Source organism: Pseudomonas sp. KB-10 (genome assembly GCF_018221585.1).
Lineage (GTDB): Bacteria > Pseudomonadota > Gammaproteobacteria > Pseudomonadales > Pseudomonadaceae > Aquipseudomonas > Aquipseudomonas yangonensis.
Genome location: NZ_QYYB01000005.1, coordinates 153,410 through 175,956, shown reverse-complemented (window position 1 = coordinate 175,956; position 22,547 = coordinate 153,410). Strand labels below are relative to the sequence as shown.

The 22,547-nt window shown below is 63.9% G+C and carries 22 protein-coding genes; 8 read left to right on the top strand and 14 right to left on the bottom strand.

The features are described 5' to 3' along the window. Positions 1-22: 22 nt before the first annotated feature. The 5 genes from DXK50_RS15550 to DXK50_RS15530 form a co-directional block, all read right to left on the bottom strand. On the bottom strand, positions 23-1,858 hold the full coding sequence (locus DXK50_RS15550; protein ID WP_212630938.1) for a Na/Pi cotransporter family protein: 1,836 nt from the start codon (positions 1,856-1,858) through the stop codon (positions 23-25). A 93-nt stretch (positions 1,859-1,951) separates the two neighbouring features. Next, on the bottom strand, positions 1,952-2,290 hold the full coding sequence (locus DXK50_RS15545) for a multidrug transporter (RefSeq protein ID WP_161866084.1): 339 nt from the start codon (positions 2,288-2,290) through the stop codon (positions 1,952-1,954). A gap of 76 nt (positions 2,291-2,366) precedes the next feature. Further along, on the bottom strand, positions 2,367-2,945 hold the full coding sequence (locus DXK50_RS15540; RefSeq protein ID WP_024309879.1) for a lysophospholipid acyltransferase family protein: 579 nt from the start codon (positions 2,943-2,945) through the stop codon (positions 2,367-2,369). 77 nt (positions 2,946-3,022) lie between these two features. Next, positions 3,023-3,835, bottom strand: a complete 813-nt coding sequence (gene mutM, locus DXK50_RS15535) for a bifunctional DNA-formamidopyrimidine glycosylase/DNA-(apurinic or apyrimidinic site) lyase (RefSeq protein ID WP_212630937.1) — start codon at positions 3,833-3,835, stop codon at positions 3,023-3,025. Positions 3,836-3,936: 101 nt separating this feature from the next. Beyond that, positions 3,937-4,803, bottom strand: a complete 867-nt coding sequence (locus DXK50_RS15530; RefSeq protein WP_161866086.1) for an HDOD domain-containing protein — start codon at positions 4,801-4,803, stop codon at positions 3,937-3,939. Positions 4,804-4,941: 138 nt separating this feature from the next. Between DXK50_RS15530 and DXK50_RS15525 the strand changes: the two genes are divergently transcribed. The 4 genes from DXK50_RS15525 (at position 4,942) to gloA (ending at position 10,024) form a co-directional block, all read left to right on the top strand. Further along, positions 4,942-6,141, top strand: a complete 1,200-nt coding sequence (locus tag DXK50_RS15525) for a class I SAM-dependent rRNA methyltransferase (protein WP_212630936.1) — start codon at positions 4,942-4,944, stop codon at positions 6,139-6,141. A gap of 471 nt (positions 6,142-6,612) precedes the next feature. After that, positions 6,613-8,451, top strand: coding sequence for a dihydroxy-acid dehydratase (gene ilvD / locus DXK50_RS15520; protein ID WP_212630935.1), 1,839 nt, complete (start codon positions 6,613-6,615; stop codon positions 8,449-8,451). A gap of 304 nt (positions 8,452-8,755) precedes the next feature. Then, entirely contained in the window at positions 8,756-9,214 is a 459-nt protein-coding gene (locus DXK50_RS15515; RefSeq protein WP_212630934.1) for a metallophosphoesterase family protein, read from the top strand. A 282-nt stretch (positions 9,215-9,496) separates the two neighbouring features. Further along, a complete protein-coding gene (gene gloA / locus DXK50_RS15510; protein ID WP_212630933.1) occupies positions 9,497-10,024 on the top strand; it encodes a lactoylglutathione lyase in 528 nt (175 codons plus the stop codon). A 65-nt stretch (positions 10,025-10,089) separates the two neighbouring features. Here the strand turns inward: gloA and DXK50_RS15505 are convergent, their stop codons facing one another. Both DXK50_RS15505 and DXK50_RS15500 read right to left on the bottom strand, forming a co-directional pair. Then, on the bottom strand, positions 10,090-10,737 hold the full coding sequence (locus DXK50_RS15505) for a YitT family protein (protein WP_212630932.1): 648 nt from the start codon (positions 10,735-10,737) through the stop codon (positions 10,090-10,092). 110 nt (positions 10,738-10,847) lie between these two features. Next, positions 10,848-11,378, bottom strand: a complete 531-nt coding sequence (locus DXK50_RS15500; RefSeq protein WP_161866207.1) for a dihydrofolate reductase — start codon at positions 11,376-11,378, stop codon at positions 10,848-10,850. 144 nt (positions 11,379-11,522) lie between these two features. Between DXK50_RS15500 and DXK50_RS15495 the strand changes: the two genes are divergently transcribed. The 4 genes from DXK50_RS15495 to DXK50_RS15480 all read left to right on the top strand — a co-directional run bounded on the left by DXK50_RS15495 (position 11,523) and on the right by DXK50_RS15480 (position 16,021). Continuing rightward, the gene (locus tag DXK50_RS15495; RefSeq protein WP_212630931.1) at positions 11,523-12,674 is read left to right on the top strand and encodes a glycerophosphodiester phosphodiesterase; all 1,152 of its coding nucleotides are present in this window, start codon (positions 11,523-11,525) and stop codon (positions 12,672-12,674) included. 60 nt (positions 12,675-12,734) lie between these two features. Beyond that, on the top strand, positions 12,735-14,126 hold the full coding sequence (locus DXK50_RS15490; RefSeq protein ID WP_212630930.1) for a DUF2868 domain-containing protein: 1,392 nt from the start codon (positions 12,735-12,737) through the stop codon (positions 14,124-14,126). 141 nt (positions 14,127-14,267) lie between these two features. Beyond that, on the top strand, positions 14,268-15,641 hold the full coding sequence (locus tag DXK50_RS15485; protein ID WP_212630929.1) for a GTPase/DUF3482 domain-containing protein: 1,374 nt from the start codon (positions 14,268-14,270) through the stop codon (positions 15,639-15,641). Between the two features lie 11 nt (positions 15,642-15,652). Then, positions 15,653-16,021: a hypothetical protein gene (locus tag DXK50_RS15480; protein WP_249186890.1), complete on the top strand. Its 369-nt coding sequence runs from the start codon at positions 15,653-15,655 to the stop codon at positions 16,019-16,021. Here the strand turns inward: DXK50_RS15480 and DXK50_RS15475 are convergent. The 7 genes from DXK50_RS15475 to DXK50_RS15445 all read right to left on the bottom strand — a co-directional run bounded on the left by DXK50_RS15475 (position 16,000) and on the right by DXK50_RS15445 (position 22,528). Continuing rightward, positions 16,000-17,061 carry a transporter substrate-binding domain-containing protein gene (locus DXK50_RS15475; RefSeq protein ID WP_349292100.1) on the bottom strand — a complete coding sequence of 354 codons (1,062 nt, stop codon included), beginning with the start codon at positions 17,059-17,061 and terminating at the stop codon, positions 16,000-16,002. The genes DXK50_RS15480 and DXK50_RS15475 overlap by 22 nt on opposite strands. Before the next feature lie 71 nt (positions 17,062-17,132). Beyond that, positions 17,133-17,927: a thymidylate synthase gene (locus DXK50_RS15470; RefSeq protein ID WP_161897865.1), complete on the bottom strand. Its 795-nt coding sequence runs from the start codon at positions 17,925-17,927 to the stop codon at positions 17,133-17,135. Further along, complete coding sequence (gene lgt, locus DXK50_RS15465) at positions 17,927-18,727, bottom strand: prolipoprotein diacylglyceryl transferase (RefSeq protein ID WP_161866133.1); 801 nt, start codon at positions 18,725-18,727, stop codon at positions 17,927-17,929. Before lgt ends, DXK50_RS15470 begins: the two co-directional genes overlap by 1 nt. A 10-nt stretch (positions 18,728-18,737) precedes the next feature. Continuing rightward, positions 18,738-19,520: a sulfite exporter TauE/SafE family protein gene (locus tag DXK50_RS15460; RefSeq protein WP_212630928.1), complete on the bottom strand. Its 783-nt coding sequence runs from the start codon at positions 19,518-19,520 to the stop codon at positions 18,738-18,740. Positions 19,521-19,583: 63 nt separating this feature from the next. Then, the gene (gene traF, locus DXK50_RS15455) at positions 19,584-20,123 is read right to left on the bottom strand and encodes a conjugative transfer signal peptidase TraF (RefSeq protein WP_212630927.1); all 540 of its coding nucleotides are present in this window, start codon (positions 20,121-20,123) and stop codon (positions 19,584-19,586) included. Beyond that, on the bottom strand, positions 20,120-21,958 hold the full coding sequence (locus DXK50_RS15450) for a type IV secretory system conjugative DNA transfer family protein (protein ID WP_212630926.1): 1,839 nt from the start codon (positions 21,956-21,958) through the stop codon (positions 20,120-20,122). Before DXK50_RS15450 ends, traF begins: the two co-directional genes overlap by 4 nt. A 42-nt stretch (positions 21,959-22,000) precedes the next feature. Next, positions 22,001-22,528: an IncP plasmid survival protein KfrC family protein gene (locus DXK50_RS15445; RefSeq protein ID WP_212630925.1), complete on the bottom strand. Its 528-nt coding sequence runs from the start codon at positions 22,526-22,528 to the stop codon at positions 22,001-22,003. Positions 22,529-22,547 lie beyond the last annotated feature (19 nt).

Below are 22,547 nucleotides of genomic sequence, written 5' to 3'. Positions count from 1 at the left end.
TTCATCCGGGCCACGCCTTGAGTCAGGAGAGCCGGATCAGGCTTTCCTGCTCATCACCGAACTTGCGCAGCTCGCGGAACAGCGCCTGCTCGCTGCCCAGCATCAGCACGTTGCGCAGGCTCTGGAAGATGCGGCTGGCATAGCCCAGATCGTTCATCAGCGAGCTGGTCTGCAGGCCATCGAGGTGGCCGTAACGCACCTCACTGAACAGACGCTGGCGGAACTGTGCATCGAAGGTCGCTGCCTGCTCGTCCAGCCAGGCCAGACGCGAGTGCCAGGCCTCATCCTCCAGTTCGGCGCGGGCCAGTTCACGCAACTCGTGCAAGGCCCGCAACAGATGGCGGCGCAACTCGACATAACAGGTGCGCGCGCCCGAAGGCGGCTGCTCCAGGTAATGGCCGAGGTTCTTCTGCAGATGCTTGGCATCCTTGACCGCATCCACCAGTTGCAGTGCCGCCAGCTGGCAACTGACCCAGAACTGCTGGTGCGCTTCGTCCATGGGCAGTTCCATACGCCCCATGAAGCTCAGCAGATCGCCGTACACGCCCTTGATATGACGGCGATAGAGCTGGTCGGCGTCGAATCCCGCCTGCGCGGGTCTGGCCTGCAGCAACTGTTCGTCTGCCCTGGCATGCGCCAGCTGATCCACCGGCAGGTACAGCGCATGGCAGATCACCTCCAGGCTCAGGCGGCCTAGATGCCCCAGCTCCTGCACCACCGCGACGGACGCCGACTCCACCGAGTCCAGCGCACGCTCGTTGAGATAACGCGCCTGGGTCGTCTCGGGTTCGGCCACCTGCGCAGGCGCCACCTCGGCGATCAGTACCTGCGGCTCGGCCCGCTCCGGCAGCCAGCGAATCAACAACTGCGCCAGGCGCTCCTGCAACGGCCAGAACAGCGCCACGCCCATGGCGTTGAACAGGGTATGGAACATCGCCAGCTGGATCAGGCTGTTCTCGCCCAGGCCCAGTGGCTCGGCCAGGGCATGCACCAGCCAGGTCAGCGGGCCGAGCAGACAGAAGGCGAGCAGGCCGGTGCTGATGTTGAACAGCACATGGGCCAGGGCCAGGCGCTGGCCGCTGCGATTGCCGCCGAGCGAGCCGACGAAGGCGGTGGTGACGCTACTGCCGATGTTCGAGCCGATGGCGATGGCCAGGCTCTGCCCCAGCTCCAGTTGACCGCTGGCCAGCGCGGCCAGGGTCAGCATCAGGGTGGCATGGCTCGATTGCAGCACCACGGTGATGGCCATGCCGATGGCGGTGAACAGCAGCGCCCCGCGCCAGCCGCCCTCCTGATAGCCGGTCATGTCCAGGCCGTCGCCGAAGCTGGCGAAGCCTTCCTTGATCTGGTCGATGCCGAGAAAGATGAAGGCGATTCCCAGCACGATGCGCCCGGCCGCCTTGCTTCTCGGGCCGAAGAAACCGGCCAGCACACCGAGCACCAGCAGCGGCAACGCCAGTGGGCTGAGGCTGAGGTTCTGCCCGGCCATTGCCAGCAGCCAGATACCGCTGGTGGCACCGAGATTGGCGCCGAAGAGGATGGCGATACCGCCGGCCAGCTGGATAAGCCCGGTACTGATGAAGGCGATGGTCAGCAGCGACACCAGGGTGCTCGATTGCAGCAGCAGGGTTCCACCGACACCGAACAGCAGGCTCTTGAAGGGGGTCGAGGTACTGCGTCCGAGTACCTGCTCCAGCTTGCTGCCCGCCAGCTGGCGCAGGCCCTCTTCCAGGCACTGCATGCCGAACAGGAAGATCGCCAGGCCCGCACACAGCTGCAGCCAGCCCTCGCTGAACCAGAATGACGCCAACAGTCCCAGCACCATCAGCAGCAGCATCACCCAACGCAGGTACTTCATCACCAACACGTCATCCTTTCAGTGGTGCCAAAACGCAAACGGCCTCTCGCTCCGTTGGGAGCGAGAGGCCGCAAACGGCACGCCTACGGCGAATCAGTCGCGCTTGTAGCCGCTGCTGGTGCAACCCAGGCAGCGAACGAAGGCTTCTTTGCCTGGCTCGACCACCAGCGATTGGGCGGCCTCGCCGACATTGCCGCCCAGTGCGGTGAACGGCAGGCTGACGATGAAGGCCGCGGCGCCGATGGCGGTTGCGCCGATCAGCAGCGGGCGGGCGATGACCAGATCACCGACCATGGCGTAACCCTTGGGGGCCTCGACGGTGTAGAGCGGATCACCGCTGACGTTCTGCTGAACCACTTCCGCCTGCGCCGATAGCGCCAGCAGGCCAGAGGTCAGCGCCAGGACAGCAGCGGAGGTGCGGAACGCTTTCATGGATCGATCCTTCAGATTATTCGGGAAAGTGCCAGTAACTATAACAGCGCATTGGTAATTGTCAGCGTGACGGACGTCAATCGCCATGAAAGGCGTAGTCCGGCTTTTTCGGTACATAGGGGCGAAAGAACGCCAGAATGGCAGTCAGATCGGCTTTCTCATCACCCGTCGGCTGGAAGGTCGGGCCGATCACTACACGGCGGTTCTGGTAATCCAGCGCGCCCAGCACTATAGGTACGCCGGCGCCCAGCGCGATATGGTAGAAGCCCATCTTCCAGCGCTCGACCTTCTTGCGCGTGCCTTCCGGCGACAGCACCAGAATGAACTGATCATGCTCGCGAAAGGCCTGCACCGCCTGTTCGACGGTGTTGAGCTTGCGATCGCGACGGATCGGGATGCCGCCCCAACTGCGCATCAGGCCGCCGAAGGGCCAGCGAAAGATGCTGTGCTTGCCGAACCAGCGGGCGTTGAGGCGTAGCACGAACTTCAGCGCGATGAAGATCACGAAGTCCCAGTTGGAGGTGTGGTGGGCGCCAATGGCGACGAACTTGTCGAGCTTCGGCAGCTCGCCCTCGATCCGCCAGCCCATCAGTTTCAGCACGCTGCGCCCCAGCCATTCGGCGGCCGGATTGCGAGGCAGGTAGTTACCGGACATCGATCAAACCTCGGTATTTTCTTGTTTTATGCCGGAGGGCGGGCGACCCGCCCTAAGGTTCGCCCGTCAGCCGTTTTTCAACGTTGACACTTGGGACAGTAGACACTCGCCCGCTGCCCCAGCTTGACCTCACGCAGCGTGCTGCCGCAGACCTTGCAGAACTCGCCGCCGCGGCCGTAGGCGAACAGCTCCTGCTGGAAGTAGCCGGGCTGGCCATCGCCGCCGACGAAGTCGCGCAGGGTCGTGCCGCCTCGCTCGATGGCATGGGCGAGGATGCGCTTGATCTCCTCGGCCAGGCGCAGGTAGCGCGTCCGCGAGATCGCCCCGGCTTCGCGGCGCGGATCGATACCGGCCGCGAACAGCGCCTCGGTCGCATAGATATTGCCCACCCCCACAACCACCGCGTTGTCCATGATGAAGGGCTTGACCGCCATGCTGCGCCCGCGCGACAGCTGGAACAGCCGCTCGCCATCGAACAGGCCACCCAGCGGCTCCGGGCCGAGCTTGCTGAGCAGCTCATGGCGCAGCGGATCTTCGCTCCAGAGCAGCGCGCCGAAGCGCCGCGGATCGGTGTAGCGCAGGGCCAGGCCGGACTCCAGTTCGATATCCACATGTTCATGCTTGGCCGCCGCCAGGCCGCACTCGACCAGACGCAAGCTGCCGGACATGCCCAGATGGCCGATCAGACTGCCGACTTCGGCCTTGATCAGCAGGTACTTGGCGCGCCGTTCGACGCACTCGATACGCTGGCCGGACAGACGAATGTCCAGGTCCTCGGGAATCGGCCAGCGCAGGCGGCGCTCGCGCACGATCACGCGGCTGACGCGCTGACCTTCAAGATAGGGGGCAATACCGCGGCGGGTTGTTTCGACTTCAGGTAATTCGGGCATGGTAATACGGCAGAAGAACGGCGGTGCGCCACCTTAGCAGGAGCGGTGCGCCAAGCGGTAGCACGCACCGAAGCCCACACGCTGGCACCGCTCTACTTGGGTCAAAGTACGGTCAGGTCGCGAATACTTTCACGCAGGTTCTCGAAGTCGTATTCAGACAGCCCGACGTACTCGAGAATCGGCTGGGCGATGTACTGCCATTCCATGTCGACGGCCTGGCCACCCAATACGCGATGGGTCTCGCAGATATGCTCGGCCATCTTCAGGATGCCCAGCAGCGTCTTGAGCTGCGCGTCGCGCCCCGAATCGTCGCTGAAGATCGACAGGGCATTGTGGTGGTTGGCGATGACCTCGCACAGGTGGCCGGGCAAACGCCAGGAACGCGCGGTGAAATAACCCACTACGGCGTGGTTGGTGGTCAGCAGACGGTTTTCGGTATCGACCACGCGACGCTCGTCGCTGGCGCTGGCATAGGCTTCCTCCAGCACCTGCATGTAGTTGGGGAAGCGCTTGAGCATCAGCGGAATGCCGCAGTCATGGAACAGCCCAACGCTGTAGGCTTCGTCCGGCGACTGATAACCAAGGCGCTTGGCCAGGGTCAGGCAGGTCATGGCCACGTCCTGCGCGCTGTCCCAGAAGCGGTTTAGCACCAGTATCGCTTCGTCGGTCAGCTCGCCCTTGATCGACTGCGCATTGATCAGGTTGATCACCGTATTGCAGCCCAGCAGATTGACCGCCTGCTGGATCGAGGCGATGCGGTTGGCCAGGCCGAAATGCGGCGAGTTGACGATTTTCAGCAGCGCGCCGGAAAGCCCCGGATCCTGGCTGATCAGCTTGGCGATGCTGCGCAGATCCGGGCTCGGCATGATCTGTTCCATCTGCAGATCGACCATGATCTGCGGTTGCGGCGGTACGCTGATCCCCTGCAGGACTTGCTGGATCTGTTCGGCGGTAAGTTCGTAAGTCATGGATGGACGATCATGCAGGGTGAGAATTAGCGCACAGTCTAGCCAAAGCTCAGGCACGCCCGCAGTCGACTTTTGTAACCGCCGGGTCTTCGTGCAAACCGCTATAATCCCGCTCTTTTCCCCGCGGAGCCCGAACTCATGTCTTCCCTGCCCAGTCTGCGCCTGAAAGCCAACGCCGACCGACGCCTGCGCGCCGGCCATCTGTGGGTGTACAGCAACGAGATCGATGTTGCCGCCACCCCGCTGCATGGCCTCAAAGCAGGCGACCAGGCCGTGCTCGAAGCGGCCGGCGGCAAGCCGCTGGGCATCGTCGCCATGAGCCCGAACAACCTGATCTGCGCCCGCCTGCTGTCACGCGACGTCAAGCACGTGCTGGACAAGTCCCTGCTGGTGCATCGCCTCAACGTCGCCCTGAGCCTGCGCGAGCGCCTGTTCGACAAGCCCTGCTACCGCCTGGTGTACGGCGACTCCGACCTGCTGCCGGGCCTGGTGGTCGATCGCTTCTTCGACATTCTGGTAGTACAGCTGGCCTCGGCCACCATGGAGGCGCACAAGGATGACGTGCTCGCCGCACTGATCCAGGTGCTCAAGCCCAGCGGCATCCTGTTCAAGAACGACTCCAGCGCACGCGATGCCGAAGGCCTCGAGCGCTACGTGGAAACCGCCTACGGCGAGGTGCCGGAGTGGGTCGCACTGGAAGAGAACGGGGTGAAGTTCGAGGCGCCCGTGATCGAAGGGCAGAAGACCGGCTGGTTCTACGACCACCGCATGAACCGCGCGCGCCTGGCGCCCTACGTCAAGGGCAAGCGCGTGCTCGACCTGTTCAGCTACATCGGCGGCTGGGGCGTGCAGGCGGCCGCCTTCGGTGCCAGCGAAGTGTTTTGCGTGGACGCCTCCGGCTTCGCCCTCGACGGCGTGGAGCGCAACGCCACGCTCAATGGCTTTGCCGAGAAGGTCACCTGCGTCGAAGGCGACGTGTTCGCCGCCTTGCGTGAACTGAAATTCGCCGAAGAGCGCTTCGACGTGGTGATCGCCGATCCACCCGCCTTCATCAAGCGCAAGAAGGACATCAAGAACGGCGAGGCCGCCTACCGCCGTCTCAACGAAACCGCGATGCGCCTGCTCAACAAGGACGGCATCCTGGTCAGCGCCAGCTGCTCCATGCACCTGGAGGAGGACAACCTGCAGAACATCCTGCTGACCAGCGCGCGCCATCTGGATCGCAACATCCAGCTGCTCGAACGAGGCGCCCAGGGCCCGGATCACCCGGTACACCCGGCGATCAACGAAACCCGTTACATCAAGAGCCTGACCGTACGCCTGCTGCCCAACAGCTGAGCCACCTGCACCTGCCGAGTGCGTTTCGGCAGGTGCGCTCTGCTGATCAGCTACGCTTGCCCGGCCCTCTGGCGTCGCCTTCCAGCGCCCTGCCGGCTTGTTGTACCGACCTTTAACGCTCGTCACGAAGGGCGCTCACCAGCGTCGATTGGCGGCAGGCAATCTGCTCGCAGGCCTAGCGGATCACCAAGCAGCTCGCTGCAGGCCAAGGAAAAGGTTTGGGCGGCGTGCGCAGCGCATATGCGGCGCGGAGCCACCCCAGCTGCGACAGGCGACCATCAACCTTTCCCCGCCAGCCCTGGCGGGCGTAGAATCAGGCGATTCCTCGCCAGAAATCCTCCGGCGGGCCCGTGAGCCCCGGCCGTACGAACGGTGATCCCGTTTCGTCATGCAGCCTCCTGATACCGCGGCGATCTGCCGCTCGACGACGCTCACCGCACATACAACCGAATTAGCCGCAGGATCATCGTCATGCCCGATTACCGCTCGAAGACCTCCACCCACGGCCGCAACATGGCCGGCGCCCGCGCCCTGTGGCGCGCCACGGGGATGAAGGACGAAGACTTCAAGAAACCGATCATCGCCATCGCCAACTCCTTCACCCAGTTCGTGCCCGGCCACGTGCACCTGAAGGACCTGGGCCAGCTGGTCGCCCGCGAGATCGAGAAGCACGGCGGCGTGGCCAAGGAATTCAACACCATCGCCGTGGACGACGGCATCGCCATGGGCCACGACGGCATGCTTTATTCGCTGCCGAGCCGCGAGATCATCGCCGACTCCGTCGAGTACATGGTCAACGCCCACTGCGCCGACGCCATCGTCTGCATCTCCAACTGCGACAAGATCACCCCCGGCATGCTGATGGCTGCGCTGCGCCTGAACATCCCGGTGGTGTTCGTCTCCGGCGGGCCGATGGAAGCCGGCAAGACCAAGCTGGCCAACCACGGTCTGGACCTGGTTGACGCCATGGTCATCGCTGCCGACTCGACCGCGTCCGACGAGAAAGTCGCCGAATACGAGCGCAGCGCCTGCCCAACCTGCGGCAGCTGCTCCGGCATGTTCACCGCCAACTCGATGAACTGCCTGACCGAAGCCTTAGGGCTTTCCCTGCCGGGCAACGGCTCGACCCTGGCCACCCACAGTGACCGCGAGCAGCTGTTCCTGCGCGCTGGCCGCCTGGCCGTCGAGCTGTGCCAGCGCTACTACGGCGAGGGCGACGAGTCGGTGCTGCCGCGCAACATCGCCAACTTCAAGGCGTTCGAGAACGCCATGATGCTCGACATCGCCATGGGCGGTTCGACCAACACCATCCTGCACCTGCTGGCCGCGGCCCAGGAAGCCGAGGTGCCGTTCGACCTGCGCGACATCGATCGCCTGTCGCGCAAGGTACCGCAGCTGTGCAAGGTGGCGCCGAACATCCAGAAGTACCACATGGAAGACGTGCACCGCGCCGGGGGCATCTTCTCCATCCTCGGCGAGCTGGCCCGTGGCGGCCTGCTGCACACCGATGTGCACACCGTCCACAGCCCGAGCATGCGCGATGCCATCGCCCAGTGGGACATCACCCAGACTCAGGACGAAGCGGTTCACCACTTCTTCAAGGCTGGCCCTGCCGGCATCCCGACCCAGACCGCGTTCAGCCAGAGCACCCGCTGGCCGAGCCTGGACGATGACCGCGCCGAAGGCTGCATCCGCAGCGTCGAGCACGCTTATTCCCAGGAGGGTGGACTTGCGGTGCTGTACGGCAACATCGCCCTCGACGGCTGCGTGGTGAAGACCGCCGGCGTCGACGAGTCCATCCATGTGTTCGAAGGCACTGCCAAGGTGTTCGAGAGCCAGGACAGCGCAGTCAAGGGCATCCTCAATGATGAGGTGAAGGCCGGCGACATCGTCATCATCCGCTACGAAGGCCCGAAAGGCGGCCCGGGCATGCAGGAAATGCTGTATCCGACCAGCTACCTGAAGTCCAAGGGCCTGGGCAAGGCCTGCGCCCTGCTCACCGACGGTCGTTTCTCCGGCGGCACCAGCGGTCTGTCCATCGGCCACGCCTCGCCGGAAGCCGCATCGGGCGGCGCCATCGGTCTGGTCAATGACGGCGACAAGATCCTCATCGACATTCCCAACCGCAGCATCAACCTGCTGGTCAGCGATGAAGAACTGGCCGCCCGCCGCGCCGAGCAGGACAAGAAAGGCTGGAAGCCGGCGCAGCCGCGCGCGCGCAAGGTGACCACCGCCCTGAAAGCCTATGCATTGCTCGCCACCAGCGCCGACAAGGGCGCGGTGCGTGACAAGGCGATGCTCGACGGCTGATCGCTGCTGCACACGAAAGCCCGGCCACAGTGCCGTAATGCTGTTCACATAAGAAGCGGTCGAACGCGATAAGTCCCCTCGCCCCTCCGGGGAGAGGGTTAGGGAGAGGGGGAAATGGCAGTTCTGCGGTGTTTTCGGCCCTCTCCCCCAACCCCTCTCCCATAAATGGGAGAGGGGAGCCAAGCGCGAGCACCTTAAGTGAACAGTATTACGACCACCGTGCCGGGCTTTTTCTTGCACTCGGGTTTTGCATTGGCGTGTGTTCGGCCGCAAGCTGGTCTCTCGCTCGCTGAAGGAGAGTTCCATGCGCATCGGCCTGATCGCCGACACCCACAACCTGCTACGCCCCGAAGCGCTGGCGGCATTGCAGGGCGTCGACCACCTGATCCATGCCGGCGATATCGGCGGGCCACATATCCTTGCCGAGCTGGAGCGCATCGCGCCGCTGTCGGTGGTGCGCGGCAACAACGATGACCAGGCCTGGGCAGACGCCATTCCAGAGCAATTGGTCCTGCGCTTCGACGCGGTCAGCCTTTATGTCCTGCACGATCTCAAGCAATTGGCCATCGATCCCAGGGCCGAAGGCATCGACGTGGTAATCGCCGGGCATTCGCACAAGCCGCTGCATGAAGAGCGCGATGGCGTGCTCTACCTCAACCCCGGCAGCGCCGGCCCGCGACGCTTCAAGCTGCCCATTGGCGTGGGCATCCTGCATATCGAAGGCGACCAGTTTAGGGCCGAGCTGATCACGCTGCAGATCTGAAACCCGGTAGAGCGGACGACGCTTCACCCGTCCACCGCCCTGCCCCCAATGGTGGACAAAAGAAGCGTTGTCTACCCTCGCCGTAGGAGCGGCTTCAGCCGCGATGCTTCGCCTCTTCGCCTCTTCGCCTCTTCGCGTCAATCGCGGCTGAAGCCGCTCCTACAAACGCCCCTGCATCGTTGCCTGGCTAGGGCTGGCAAAGGCTTCCCCACATACTTGAAAAACGTTGCCACCGAATCCATCTAGGTAAATACAGCCTTTTCCCGCCTGATGGAGAACCCCATGACCCTCGACGAGCTCAACGCCATTCCCGGAGTGACCGCCAAGCCCGACGTCGCCACAGCCGACTTCGTCTACAACCACACCATGATCCGCGTGAAGGATCTGCAGAAATCCCTGGACTTCTACACCCGCGTGCTGGGCTTCACCCTGCTGGAGAAGAAGGACTTCCCCGACGCCGAATTCAGCCTGTACTTCCTCGCCTTGATCGCTGACAAGTCGCAGATCCCGGCCGATCCGGCCGCCCGCCATCAGTGGCGCAAGTCCATCCCCGGCGTGCTGGAGCTGACCTACAACTACGGAACCGAGAAAGACCCGGAGTTTGCCTACCACAGCGGCAACAGCGACCCGCGCGGCTTCGGCCACCTGTGCGTGGCGGTGCCGGACATCAAGGCCGCCTGCCAGCGCTTCGAAGAGCTCGGCGTGGACTTCCAGAAACGCCTGACCGACGGCCGCATGCGCGACATCGCCTTCATCAAGGATCCGGACGGCTACTGGGTGGAGATCATCCAGTTCACCGAAGTGATCTGACGCTCGAACCCGCAAACCCGACGAGGGGCTGCCTCCAGCGGGGCAGCCCCTCGGTCGTTGCGGGATCAACTGACGCCGACGTAACGATCGGCCCGGTGATTGATCGCCAGCACCAGATTGAGCATCACCGCCCCCAGCACCGAGAGCAGCACCTTGTCTGGCGACACCACGAAGATGGCCGCCAGCACGATGCTCGCGTCGATGGCCATCTGCACCGCGCCCGCGCGCAGACCGAAGCGCTCCTGCATGTACAGGGCGAGAATGTTCACCCCGCCCAGGCTGGCGCGATGGCGGAACAGCATGAGCAACCCCAGGCCCATCGCAGCCCCACCGAACAATGCAGCATAAAGCGCGCTGAGATGGGCGAAGGCGACCCAGTGCGGCGTCAGTTCGGCCAGCAGCGAAACCAGCAACACCGCGCAGCCGGTACGCAAGGTGAAACCCCAGCCCATGCGCCAGATACCGAGCAGGTAGAACGGCAGGTTGACCAGGCAGAACACCAGCCCGAACGACCAGCCAGCCTGATAGTTGGCCAGAAACGCGATGCCGACGGTGCCGCCGGTCAATAGGCCGGCATGGGTGTAGAAGGCAATGCCCAGGGCAACCAGGGCGGTGCCGAACAGCAAGGCCAGCGCATCCTCCCACAGCGGGTGGCGCACGAAGAGTGCGGCGACGGCGCCCGGGGCCTCGTCGACGGGCGATTTATCAGTCATCGAAATACCTGCAGCAACATTCACCAGAGAAATTACGGCAGAGGCAAGACAATGGCCGTCACGCGCGCTGGAGAGTCAGGCGACAACAACGGCCGGAAGGGTCGTTATGGTTATGCGCCGCGCCGGTCCCACACCTCGAAGGCGTAGAACGGCGTCTCGGCAGAGGCCGGATGCTCGACGCTGGACGTCATGCGCCAGACCGACTCGTCGATTTGCGGAAAGAACGCGTCACCATCGGGATCGAGCCCCACACGCGTCAGGTACAGACGCTCGGCCTGAGCGAGGCCCAGTTCGTAGAGCTGCGCGCCACCAATCAACATCAGTTCGCCGGCATCCTCTTCACGCGCCCAGGCATCGGCACGCTCGATGGCCGCTTCCAGAGTCGCGAACACCTCGGCGCCTTCGAGGGTCAGGCCAGGCTGGCGGCTGACCACAAGATTGAGCCGGCCCGGCAGCGGCCGACCGAGTGAATCCCAGGTCTTGCGCCCCATGATGATCGGCTTGCCCAGAGTCAGGGCCTTGAAGTGCTTGAGATCCGCCGGCAGATGCCAGGGCAGTTGATTGTCGCGGCCAATCACGCGATTGTGCGCGAGCGCTGCGATGAGGCAAAGGGGCAGTGTCGTTTTCATGGCGGCGAGCATAGCAGAGCACCCGGCGCACCCGCAGCCCACCTTTGGCTTTGCCCAATGGCGCACAGAACCGACCAGGCCTGGAAGTCTGTCGCACAATCGTCACCCTTACCGGTGCAGGCTTGGGTTTCCATCCCCGTGCACGGAGGTACCACCATGTTGAACAAACCGCTTCGCAGCTGGCTGCTCTGCGCCGGCCTGCTGCTACCGACCCTCGGCCTTGCCGCCCCCGCCGAGCCCGATAGCGTGCAGGCCGCCATCGACTGGGCACAGCAGCAGCCGCTGGCGCACAAGGGCAAACCCCGTGGCGATGCCAAACCGCTGGTGATCGCCCACCGCGGCGCCAGCGGTTACGTGCCCGAACACACCCTGGCCGCCTATGCCCTGGCCATCCTGCAGGGCGCGGATTACGTCGAGCCGGACCTGGTGATGACCCGCGACGGCCAGCTGGTGGCCCGTCATGACAACGAACTGGGGCTGACCACCGACGTGGCGCAACGTGCGGAGTTCGCCAACCGCAAGCGCACCCAGACGGTGGACGGCGTCAGCCTGGAAGGCTGGTTCAGCGAGGATTTCACTCTGGCCGAACTCAAGACCCTGCGCGCCATCGAGCGCATCCCGCAGGTGCGCCCGGCCAACCAGCGCTTCGATGGCCAGTTCGAGATTCCCACCCTGCAGGAGATCATCGACCTGGTGAAGAGCCTGCAGCTCAGCCAGCAGCGGGTCATCGGCCTGTATCCGGAAACCAAGCATCCGACCCACTTTCAGCAGATCGGCCTGGCCATGGAGCAGCCGCTGGTCAAGGTGCTGGGGCGCAACGGTTACGACAGCGCCAAGGCGCCGGTGTACATCCAGTCCTTCGAGGTGGAGAACCTCAAGACCCTCAGCCGCCTGACCCAGGTGCGCCTGGTGCAACTGCTGTGGACCGAGGGCCAGCCCTATGACCAGCAGGTGCTCGGCACCGGCCTGAGCTATACCCAGATGATCACGCCCAAGGGCCTGAAGGCCATCGCCCGCTACGCCAGCGGCATCGGCCCGGAGAAAAGCATGGTCATCCCGCGCGACGCCGCCGGCAATCTGACCACGCCCACCAGCCTGGTGCGTGACGCTCATGCGGCCAAGCTCAAGGTCCACCCCTACACCTTCCGCGCCGAGAACGCCTTCCTGCCCACCAGCCTGCGCAACGGCAGCGAGCCGGCCGAGCGCGGCGATATCGAAGCCGAGCTGCGCGCCTTCCTCGCCACCGGCATCGACGGTCTGTTCATCGACCAGCCGGACATCGCCGTACGCCTGCGCGAACAACGCTGAGTCGCGCCATGACGGATCAGGGGTTATCCTCAACCCCTGATCCGCACGACGAGACGCCGCGTGACTGACGCCTCCTCCCCTACGCCCCTGCAACGCCTCTGGCTCAGCGAGACCATTCGCCTGCGCGAGGAACACGCCGGCCCGCTCGAAGACGCCGAGGCCAATCGCCTGGCCCGCGCCGAGGACGGCGACGTGGCCCAGCGCATCCAGTATCGCGCCCTGCTGCTGGCCCGCCGTGATGGTCAGTGGCAGGCGCTGCTGCACTGGCTGCAGGGCGCGCGCCTGGCCGGCCTGCTGCTCGCCCTGCTGGCGCTGCTCAGCGGTGCCGGCCTGGCCTTGGCGGCACTGGGCGACGGGCGTCAGCCGGTCAACGTGTTCTGGGCCCTGGGCAGCCTGCTCGGGCTCAACCTGCTGATGCTGGTGGGCTGGCTGCTCGGCCTGCTGCTGACACGCGACCACCCTGGCGCACTCGGTCGTCTGTGGTTATGGCTCAGCGAGAAGCTGGCGCGCGACGCCAGCGCCGCGCAACTGGCCCCGGCCCTGCTGCTGATGCTGCAACGCCAGCGCCTGACCCGCTGGGGCCTGGGGCTGCTGGTCAACGGACTGTGGACGCTGGCCATGCTCGCCGCACTGACCACTCTGTTGCTGCTGCTCGCCACGCGCCGCTACGGCTTCGTCTGGGAGACCACCATCCTCACTGGCGACACCTTCATCGCCCTGACCCAGAGCATTGGCGCCCTGCCCGCCCTGCTCGGTTTCAGCCTGCCGGATATCGAAGTCATTCGCGCCAGCGGCGATGCCGCCATCGCCAGCGAAGCCGCCCGGCAAAGCTGGGCCGGCTGGCTGGTCGGCGTGGTGCTGGTCTACGGCCTGCTGCCACGCCTGTTACTGGCGCTGCTGTGCCTGTGGTGCTGGCAGTCGGGCACGCGCAGGCTGCGCCTGGATCTCGACCTGCCGGGCTACAACCTGCTGCGCCAGCGCCTGCAACCGGACAGCGAACGCCTCGGCGTCTGCGACCTGGCGCCAGCTGCTCTGCACCAACCGCAAGGCGGCGCCAGTGCCCAACCCGGCAGTGGCGCCCTCCTGCTCGGCCTGGAGCTGGACGAGCGCCGACCCTGGCCACCGCTGCCGCTACCGAAGGGCGTGGCCGATGCCGGGGTGATCGACAGCCGCGAGCAGCGCCGCCAGTTGCTCGAACAGCTGACGCGCTTCCCGCCCCAGCGCCTGGCCATCGCCTGCGACCCACGCCGCTCGCCGGATCGCGGCACCCTGGCGCTGCTCGGCGAGCTGGCGCGCTCGTCCTCTGCCACGCGCATCTGGCTGCTGCCGCCAGCGCCCGGCGAATGCCTGGACAGCGCCCGCCTGGCGGACTGGCACCAGGCCCTCGGCACGCTAGGGCTGAGCCACGGTGATACGGCGCCGCTCAACTGGCTGGAGGCAGGGCATGACTAGAGAGCCGCAGGCACACGGCGTTCATGTAGGAGCGAGCTCTGCTCGCGAAGCTTTTGCCGTTTGCCATGGTTCGCGAGCAGAGCTCGCTCCTACCCCAATGCCCGCTCTCTTGCCTCCGAGCTATCCGGCCGAGACCACGCCATGAGCCCACCACTGAAACTTGCCCTGGTCGGCCATACCAACGTCGGCAAGACCTCGCTGCTGCGCACCCTGACCCGCGACGTGGAATTCGGCGAAGTCTCGCCGCGCGCCAGCACCACGCGCCACGTCGAGGGCGCGCGGCTGTCGGTGGACGGCCAGGCGCTACTGGAGCTGTACGACACCCCCGGCCTTGAGGACGCCATTGCCCTGCTCGACTACCTGGAGCGCCTAGACCGCCCCGGCGAACGCCTGGACGGCCCGGCGCGCCTGGCCCGTTTCCTCGAAGGCAGCGAGGCGCGCCAGCGCTATGAGCAGGAAGCCAAGGTGCTGCGCCAGTTGCTGGCCTCCGACGCCGGCCTGTACGTGATCGACGTGCGCGAGCCGGTGCTGGCCAAGTACCGCGACGAACTGGCGGTACTGGCCATGTGCGGCCGCCCGCTGCTGCCGGTGCTCAACTTCGTCGCCAGCGCCAGCCACCGCGAAGGCGAGTGGCGCGAAGCCCTGGCGCGTCTCGGCCTGCACGCCCTGGTGGCGTTCGACAGCGTGGCGCCGCCGGAGGATGGCGAACGGCGCCTCTACGAAAGCCTCGCCCTGCTGCTGGAGCGCTCGCGCCCGCAGTTGCAACGCCTGATCGAGGATCACGAAGCGCAACGTATCGCCCGGCGCCAGGCCGGTCAGCGTCTGATCGCCGAGCTGCTGATCGATTGCGCCGCCTGCCGCCGCAGCGTCGCTGCTCAGCCCCAGCTGGAGCAGGCCGCCGTGAGCGAGCTGCGCGAAGCCATTCGCCAGCGCGAGCAGCGCTGCGTCGAAGCGCTGCTGCGTCTGTATGCGTTTCGCAGCAGCGACGCCAGGGCCGGCGATCTACCGCTGCTCGATGGCCGCTGGAATGATGACCTGTTCAATCCGGAAACCCTCAAGCAACTTGGCATCAAGGTCGGGGGAGGCATGGCCGCGGGTGCGGCCACTGGCGTTGGCGTCGATCTGCTGGTAGGCGGGCTTACCATGGGCGCCGCAGCAGCGCTGGGCGCGGTGATAGGTGGCAGCGCGCAGACCCTGCGCAATTACGGGGAAAGGCTGAAAGGCAAACTGAAGGGCCAGCGCGAACTCACCGTCGACGACGCCGTGCTGCGCCTGCTGGCTCTGCGTCAGCAGCAACTGCTGGCCGCACTGAACGTGCGTGGACACGCGGCGATGAACGCTATCACCTTCGGCGCCCCACAGGAGACGCTGTGGCGCCAGGGCAGGCTGCCCGCGCCGCTGAATGTGGCGCGTGCTCACCCGCAATGGTCGTCACTCAACCCCGGCGCACGCCTGCAAGATAGTGAACGCCAGACGCAGCTCCAACAGCTATTGTCGGAGCTGGCCCAGACCTGAGGAGCGCACGCATGCTCGCCATGCTTCGCCGATGGCTGCAGCGCAGATGGCTCGAACGCGAGCCGGCTCGCAGCGCCGACCCTATCACCCTGGAGATGATCGACACCGAGCTCGGCAACAGAATTCTCGAGCATCTCAAAGCCGAGGGCTGGCGGCAGGTCTCGCAGTACAGCCCGCTGGCCTTCGACAAGGGTATCGATTTCGACAGCTACCGCCTGCGGCGCGGCCGGAATGAATTGAGGCTGCAATGGGATAACTGGACGGAATGGGAAATCGAGGGTTGCCGCGAAACCGTCGAGGAAATCGCGCGACGGTTCGAACTGCAAGCAGCGTCTCACGCAACAAAGGCGCCGGGCGCTCAGGGACCCTCGCCCAGGTAATCGCTCACCGTTCGCGGCCACTGAGGTTCACTCAAGGTGCTCAGGATGGCCCGACCGATAGGCTCACGCAGCGGGCTGCCGTTGCGCACCAGGAATCCGTAGCTCTGGTTCTCGAAGGTGCCCGGGAGTATCTGCAGGCGCGCGCCAACCAGCTCGCGATTGCGATATTGCAGAATGGGTTTGTCATACACGATGGCATCGGCCTTGCCCTGCTGCACGGCCAGCAGCGCCTCGGTCAGATTCGGATAGCTGCTTTGGCGGATACGCTGCTCCTCCAACCAGCGCTCGCTGACGGTGCGCTGGACACTGGCGACATTCGCACCTTGCAGATCGCCGGGGCCCTGGATGCTGCCTTGCAGGTTGCTCACCGTCAGCGCCGTGGTCATCGCAGCGGTGAAGGTCGAAACCATGATCAGCGCGGCGAACATCCACACCACGGCCACAAACCGCCCACCCAGGGTAACCGGCGCCTTGTCGCCATAACCCACAGTGGTCATGGTCACTGCCGCCCACCAGAAACCGTCACCCAAGCCGCGCACAGGCGCCTCGGGAAACTGCGTCTGATTGCGGCGCCGTTCGAACAGCCAGATCACGGTGCCCACCAGCATCAACACCGCGACCAGCCCCAGGACCACACTGATGAAACCCCAGGAGAACAGTCGCGTGAAGGTCCGCCACCCTCCCGTTGAAGAGGCAGCCGGCACGGCGATCGTCAGGCCGGTGAAGTAGAAGGGATGGGTGAAGTCGAAGCGCACCTCGCGCTCGGGCGTCATGGTCAGCGCCCCGACCACCACGTCGACCCTGCCCTGTTCCAGGCTGTCGAACAGTTGGTCGAAGGGCATCGGCTGGTACTCGAAGGCGTAGCCGTTCTTTTCAGCTATGGTGTTCCACAGATCGATGCTGATGCCGCTCCAGCCACCGTCGTCACGCTGGATCACGAAGGGCGGCACTTCGGTGATGCCGACCCGCAGCGGTTGAGGGTCGGCATGACTTGTCAGGCAACTCAGTACCAGCAGCAGGGCCAGTGCAATTCGGCTCACCAGAGACTCCCTCTTCACGTGTTCGGTGAAAGGGTAGCAAACCGCGCCCGACCAACTGCCCAGACGCAAGCTCAGACCGCCACTGGCGCCTTGATATGCGGATGCGCTTCGTAGCCGACCAGTTCGAAGTCCTCGAACCTGAAGGCCAGCAGGTCCTTGACCTCGGGGTTGAGCTTCATGGTCGGCAGCGGCAGCGGCTGGCGGGTCAGCTGCAGATCGGCCTGTTCGATATGGTTGGCGTACAGGTGGCAGTCACCGCCGGTCCAGATGAACTCGCCCGGCTGCAGGTCGCAGACCTGCGCCACCATCAGCGTCAGCAGCGCATAGCTGGCGATATTGAAGGGCACGCCGAGGAAGATGTCCGCCGAGCGCTGATACAGCTGGCAGGACAGCTTGCCGTCGGCCACGTAGAACTGGAACAGCGCATGGCACGGTGGCAGGGCCATCTGATCGACCAGCGCCGGGTTCCAGGCCGAGACGATCAGGCGGCGCGAATCCGGGTTCTTCCTGATCATCTCGATCAGCTTGGCGATCTGGTCGATGGACTCGCCATTGGGCGCCGGCCAGCTGCGCCACTGGTAGCCGTAGACCGGGCCGAGGTCGCCGTTCTCGTCGGCCCACTCGTCCCAGATACTGACGCCGTTGTCCTTGAGGTACTTGATGTTGGTGTCGCCCTGCAGGAACCACAGCAGCTCATGGATGATCGAGCGCAGGTGGCACTTCTTGGTGGTGACGATGGGGAAGCCATCGGCCAGGTCGAAGCGCATCTGGTAGCCGAACACGCTGTAGGTGCCGGTGCCGGTGCGGTCTTCCTTGAAGGCGCCGTGCTCGCGCACGTGGCGCATCAGGTCGAGATACTGTTTCATCAGGCGACTCCTTGAGCGGGCTGGCGCTTGTAGGCGTAGACGATCAGACCGATACCACCGAGGATCATCGGCAGGCAGAGAATCTGTCCCATGGTCAGCCACCCCCAGGCCAGATAGCCAAGCTGGGCGTCCGGCACACGGACGAACTCGACGATGAAGCGGAACACGCCGTAGCAGGCGGCGAACATGCCGGACACGGCCATGGTCGGGCGCGGCTTGCGCGAATAGAACCAGAGGATGGTGAACAGCGCCACGCCTTCCAGGGCGAACTGGTAGAGCTGCGATGGGTGGCGTGCCAGTTGCTGCGGGTCGGTGGGGAAGATCATCGCCCAGGGCACATCGGTGGCCTTGCCCCACAGCTCGGCGTTGATGAAGTTGCCGATGCGCCCTGCACCCAGACCAATCGGCACCAGCGGCGCGATGAAGTCCATCAGTTCGAAGAAGCTCTTGCCGTTGCGCTTGCCGAACCACCAGGTCGACAGCATCACCCCAATCAGGCCGCCGTGGAAGGACATACCGCCTTCCCATACCCGTAGGATCTTCGCCGGTTCGGCGACATAGGCAGCCAGATCGTAGAACAATACGTAGCCAAGGCGTCCGCCGAGAATCACCCCCATGGCCACCCAGAACACCAGGTCGGACAGCTTGTCCTTGTTCCAGGTCGAATCAAAACGCTCGAGACGGCGCGAAGCCAGCAGCCAGGCGCCACCGATACCGATCAGGTACATCAGGCCGTACCAATGGATTTTCAGCGGGCCGAGGGCGACAGCCACCGGGTCGATCTGCGGATAAGGCAGCATCCAGGACTCCTTAGATGAAAAAACTCACGCCTACGCTCAGCAGCAGCAGGGCGAACAGACGCTTGAGCAACAGTGGCGACAGACGATGAGCCAGGCGCGCACCAAAACGGGCAAAGAACATGCTGGTCAGGGCGATGCCCAGCAACGCCGGGAGATAAACGAAACCGACGCTCCATGGCGGCAGATTCGCATTTCCCCAGCCGGTAAACATGAAACTCAACGCACCAGCGATGGCGATCGGCAAACCACAGGCCGCCGAGGTCGCCACCGCCTGCTGGATCGGCACGCTGCGCCAGACCAGAAAGGGCACGGTCAGCGAACCACCGCCGATACCGAAGATTGCCGAGGCCCAGCCGATCACGGCGCCGGCCACCGTCAGCGTCGGCTTGCCTGGGACATCACGGCTCGCCTTGGGTTTCAGGTCCAGCGCCATCTGTACGGCCACGATGATGGCGAAAGTACCGATGATCTTTTGCAGCATCGGCCCCTGGATCAGCGCCGCAGTCATCGCCCCCAGTGCTGCGCCGAGCAGGATGCCCAGAGTCAGCCAGCGAAACAGCGGCCAGCGCACCGCGCCTTTGCGGTGATGCTCAAGCAGCGAGTTGATCGAGGTGAAGACGATGGTCGCCAGGGACGTGCCCACTGCGAGATGGGTGAGGACGTCCGGCGCCATACCCTGGGAGGTGAAACTCAACACCAGTACCGGCACGATGATCAGACCGCCGCCCACGCCGAACAGGCCAGCCAGTAAACCGGCAGCCGAGCCCAGCACCAGGTAGAGCAGCAGTTCCATCGACACCCCAAAAACAAAACGGCATGGTAGCGGAATCGCCTGGGTAACGGCAGGCTTCGTCGACTAATCGAACTCCCTATCCCACACCAGCACGGGCGTCACTACTTCCTCAATTTGCAGCATTGGTATTGCTCCAAAATAACGACCGTCGAATGAATGATGGCTGTAGTCAGATAGCAGCAATGCATCTCCGAATGCCAATCGAAACCTCTCAAACCGAGGATGCGGCATGCGGCGACCACTAGGGTCCTTCCGCAAGGATTGGGTGCGTGGGTGCAACTGACCGTTTACGCTGACACCTTCAGCCAGAATAAGCACCTCATCACCCGGAACCCCTACCAAGCGTTTAAGCATCCGCATATAGCCCCCGGGGCAAGTACCGCTTTGCAGGTAGCCGCGCTCGTATGCCAAGTCGAAGACATCACGCAAGGGCGGACAAAACATCACAAGGTCTCCCCGCTCTGGCACCTTGTCTACCACCCAATAAATCCCTGGCGGAAAGCTGTTAGTAATATTGATCCGAGCGCCAGCTAGCAATACAAGAGGTAAAGCACAGAACATCAGAATGACTAAAACCGCGGCAACGCTGAGAGGCCGTCTCATCGCTCTGCCGCCAAACCACTGACCTCAATAGTCCGGTCACTTTCCCGAGGCGCATGCACTTTAGCTCTCGCCAGAAACACCGGATCCTGAAAATATAGGGGTTGCTTGCCATAGAAAGCTGGATAACCGGCGCAGTAAATCACCATGTCTCCTGCCTCTTGAATATTGCCCTGGCTATCTTTGCGCGGACCGGGCATGCGTAAAGCCTCATCGATAGTTAATAGCGGTCGTTGTACCTCTTGGATGGTTCGCGACACCTGACCTAACAACGCGCTAGAGCGCCGCCCACTTGTGGTGATCTGCTCTTTGACAATAGTGGTTTGGCCGGTGAGCTTGGAAAGATGCTCCGCCGTCTCGACCCGGTTCGGCGGATAAGCATTCTGGATATGGCAGTTAGAGGTGATGCTCTCGTTCTGCCCGTAGAACTCCTGTAGCTGCGACAAGTCCTGGACGATCAAATAGCACTTGATGCCGTAACCGGCCACGAAGGCCAGTGACTCTTGCATGATGTCGAGCTTGCCGAGGCTGGGAAACTCGTCGAGCATCATCAGCAGGCGGTGCTTATAGTGCGCCTTGGGGCGGCCATCCTCGAAGTCCATCTTGTCGGCTAGCAGGCGAACGATCATGTTCACTAGGATACGCACTAGGGGGCGCAGACGAGCCTTGTCGTTAGGTTGAGTGATGATGTAAAGGCTTAGCGGGTCGTCGTGGTTCATCAGGTCGCGGATCTTGAATTCCGAGCGACTGACGTTACGCGCCACGATGGGGTCGCGGAATAGCGATAAATAGGATTTGGCAGTAGAAAGGACCGAGCCGGCCTCCTCCGCGGGCCGATCGAGCATGTCCCGTGCAGCAGAGCCCACCAAAGGATGGTTCTCACCGTTGAGGTGACCATAGTGAGTCATCTCCTGCCAGAGCTCGTCGATCGGTCGAGTTGGGTCTGCCAGCATGGCGTCCAGCGCCGGCAGGCTAGCCACGCCCCCCTCGTCCAGCGAGCGATAACACAAATGCAGGATACAGCCGACCAGCATAGCCTGGGAGGTCTTTTGCCAATGATCATTGAGCCCTTTACCGTCCGGGTCGACAATCAGCGTCGCCAAGTTCTGCACATCGCCGACTTCGAACTCGGTGCCTAGGCGGATTTCCTCTAAGGGGTTCCAACCTACGCAGCCTTGAGCGGTAGCGGGCTCGAAGCGCAGTACCCGATTGCCCGCATGCTTCTGCCGCCAGCCGGCTGACAACGCCCAGAGCTCGCCCTTGAGGTCGGTAATTACGGTGCTGTGCTTCCACGAAAGCAGCGTCGGGATCACTAGGCCAACGCCCTTGCCGCTACGGGTTGGGGCGAAAGTCAGAATATGTTCGGGGCCGTTGTGGCGTAGGTAGTGGAGCTTGTTACGCTTGTCCAGCCAAGCGCCGACATAGACACCTTCGTCGGCTAACAGGCCGGCATCTTCGATATCCTTGCGCTCGCCCCAGCGCGCCGAGCCGTGGAGGAAGGCATTCGCGGTAGCACTGTTACGCTGGATTAGTCGAACGATTACCAGCGCCATCATCCCGGCTGCCGCTACCAACACGCCGAGCGAACCAGCACGCAGCAGAGCGTCCTGGTACTGGCCCGACCATTTCCCAGCCCAGATCAGAATCATCCAGGGCGCATACACTCCCCCCAGATGGCCCCCTAGTGCTGCATGCTGACCGTACAGGTGGGCGAAGTACTGCGTGGCCGTCGCGAGCCCTGTCAGCAGAAAGAAGATTGCTAGCAGAGCCTGCCAGGGGCTTGCGCCAGTGCGCCTGCCCCTTCGAATCTGTGGACCGACGGCGTTGTTATGCTTCATGAGAGTTCGCTCCGTGAAGGTATGCTGATATGAAAACTGGATTCAGGGCGGGGTAATACGCGAACGCCCCATTTCGGTCGCCTGGCTGCGCCGCTGCGACTCCTTCAGGACCCGCTCGGCCTGCCGATGCAGACTCCACTGGTCAGCCAGCTCCGGCTGCTCGGCACGCAATCGACGCACCGCTAGCTCCTCCAGACGCGGGGTGTACAGGCCCATGCCATGGCGCAGTTCCTGTACCCGCTCCAGGCGGGCCTGAAGCTCCAGCAGGCGCGCCTGGCAGCGCTCGGTGCGATGTTGCCACGCAGCACGGGCGGACGGCATGGCCAGCCAGCCTGGTCGCGCCGACAGGCTCTGTTGCAGCTGCGCCTGCTGTCGCTCCACCAGAGCCTCCAGACGTTGCTCCAACGCTTCGGCTTGCTCGGCCTTCTGCTCGACATACTCCCTCAATGCCTGATTGTAACGTGCCTGCAGCGGGCTACCCTCGAGCAATGCAGTCTGCTCGTTGGCAAGTGCCTGCGCCTGGGCTTCCAACGCCTGCCCGCAATCACCAGCCGGCGACTTCATTTTCATTGGATCATCCATAGAGTCG

Excerpts from the sequence above, each read along its gene's own strand:
- mutM (WP_212630937.1), bottom strand. The coding sequence starts at position 3,835 with ATGCCCGAATTACCTGAAGTCGAAACAACCCGCCGCGGTATTGCCCCC.
- DXK50_RS15445 (WP_212630925.1), bottom strand. The coding sequence starts at position 22,528 with ATGAAAATGAAGTCGCCGGCTGGTGATTGCGGGCAGGCGTTGGAAGCC.
- DXK50_RS15450 (WP_212630926.1), bottom strand. The coding sequence starts at position 21,958 with ATGAAGCATAACAACGCCGTCGGTCCACAGATTCGAAGGGGCAGGCGC.
- DXK50_RS15515 (WP_212630934.1), top strand. The coding sequence starts at position 8,756 with ATGCGCATCGGCCTGATCGCCGACACCCACAACCTGCTACGCCCCGAA.
- gloA (WP_212630933.1), top strand. The coding sequence starts at position 9,497 with ATGACCCTCGACGAGCTCAACGCCATTCCCGGAGTGACCGCCAAGCCC.
- DXK50_RS15470 (WP_161897865.1), bottom strand. The coding sequence starts at position 17,927 with ATGAAACAGTATCTCGACCTGATGCGCCACGTGCGCGAGCACGGCGCC.
- DXK50_RS15550 (WP_212630938.1), bottom strand. The coding sequence starts at position 1,858 with ATGAAGTACCTGCGTTGGGTGATGCTGCTGCTGATGGTGCTGGGACTG.
- DXK50_RS15480 (WP_249186890.1), top strand. The coding sequence starts at position 15,653 with ATGCTCGCCATGCTTCGCCGATGGCTGCAGCGCAGATGGCTCGAACGC.
- DXK50_RS15525 (WP_212630936.1), top strand. The coding sequence starts at position 4,942 with ATGTCTTCCCTGCCCAGTCTGCGCCTGAAAGCCAACGCCGACCGACGC.
- DXK50_RS15500 (WP_161866207.1), bottom strand. The coding sequence starts at position 11,378 with ATGCTCGCCGCCATGAAAACGACACTGCCCCTTTGCCTCATCGCAGCG.
- DXK50_RS15495 (WP_212630931.1), top strand. The coding sequence starts at position 11,523 with ATGTTGAACAAACCGCTTCGCAGCTGGCTGCTCTGCGCCGGCCTGCTG.
- DXK50_RS15545 (WP_161866084.1), bottom strand. The coding sequence starts at position 2,290 with ATGAAAGCGTTCCGCACCTCCGCTGCTGTCCTGGCGCTGACCTCTGGC.
- DXK50_RS15505 (WP_212630932.1), bottom strand. The coding sequence starts at position 10,737 with ATGACTGATAAATCGCCCGTCGACGAGGCCCCGGGCGCCGTCGCCGCA.
- DXK50_RS15540 (WP_024309879.1), bottom strand. The coding sequence starts at position 2,945 with ATGTCCGGTAACTACCTGCCTCGCAATCCGGCCGCCGAATGGCTGGGG.
- lgt (WP_161866133.1), bottom strand. The coding sequence starts at position 18,727 with ATGCTGCCTTATCCGCAGATCGACCCGGTGGCTGTCGCCCTCGGCCCG.
- DXK50_RS15530 (WP_161866086.1), bottom strand. The coding sequence starts at position 4,803 with ATGACTTACGAACTTACCGCCGAACAGATCCAGCAAGTCCTGCAGGGG.
- ilvD (WP_212630935.1), top strand. The coding sequence starts at position 6,613 with ATGCCCGATTACCGCTCGAAGACCTCCACCCACGGCCGCAACATGGCC.
- DXK50_RS15460 (WP_212630928.1), bottom strand. The coding sequence starts at position 19,520 with ATGGAACTGCTGCTCTACCTGGTGCTGGGCTCGGCTGCCGGTTTACTG.
- traF (WP_212630927.1), bottom strand. The coding sequence starts at position 20,123 with ATGAGACGGCCTCTCAGCGTTGCCGCGGTTTTAGTCATTCTGATGTTC.
- DXK50_RS15485 (WP_212630929.1), top strand. The coding sequence starts at position 14,268 with ATGAGCCCACCACTGAAACTTGCCCTGGTCGGCCATACCAACGTCGGC.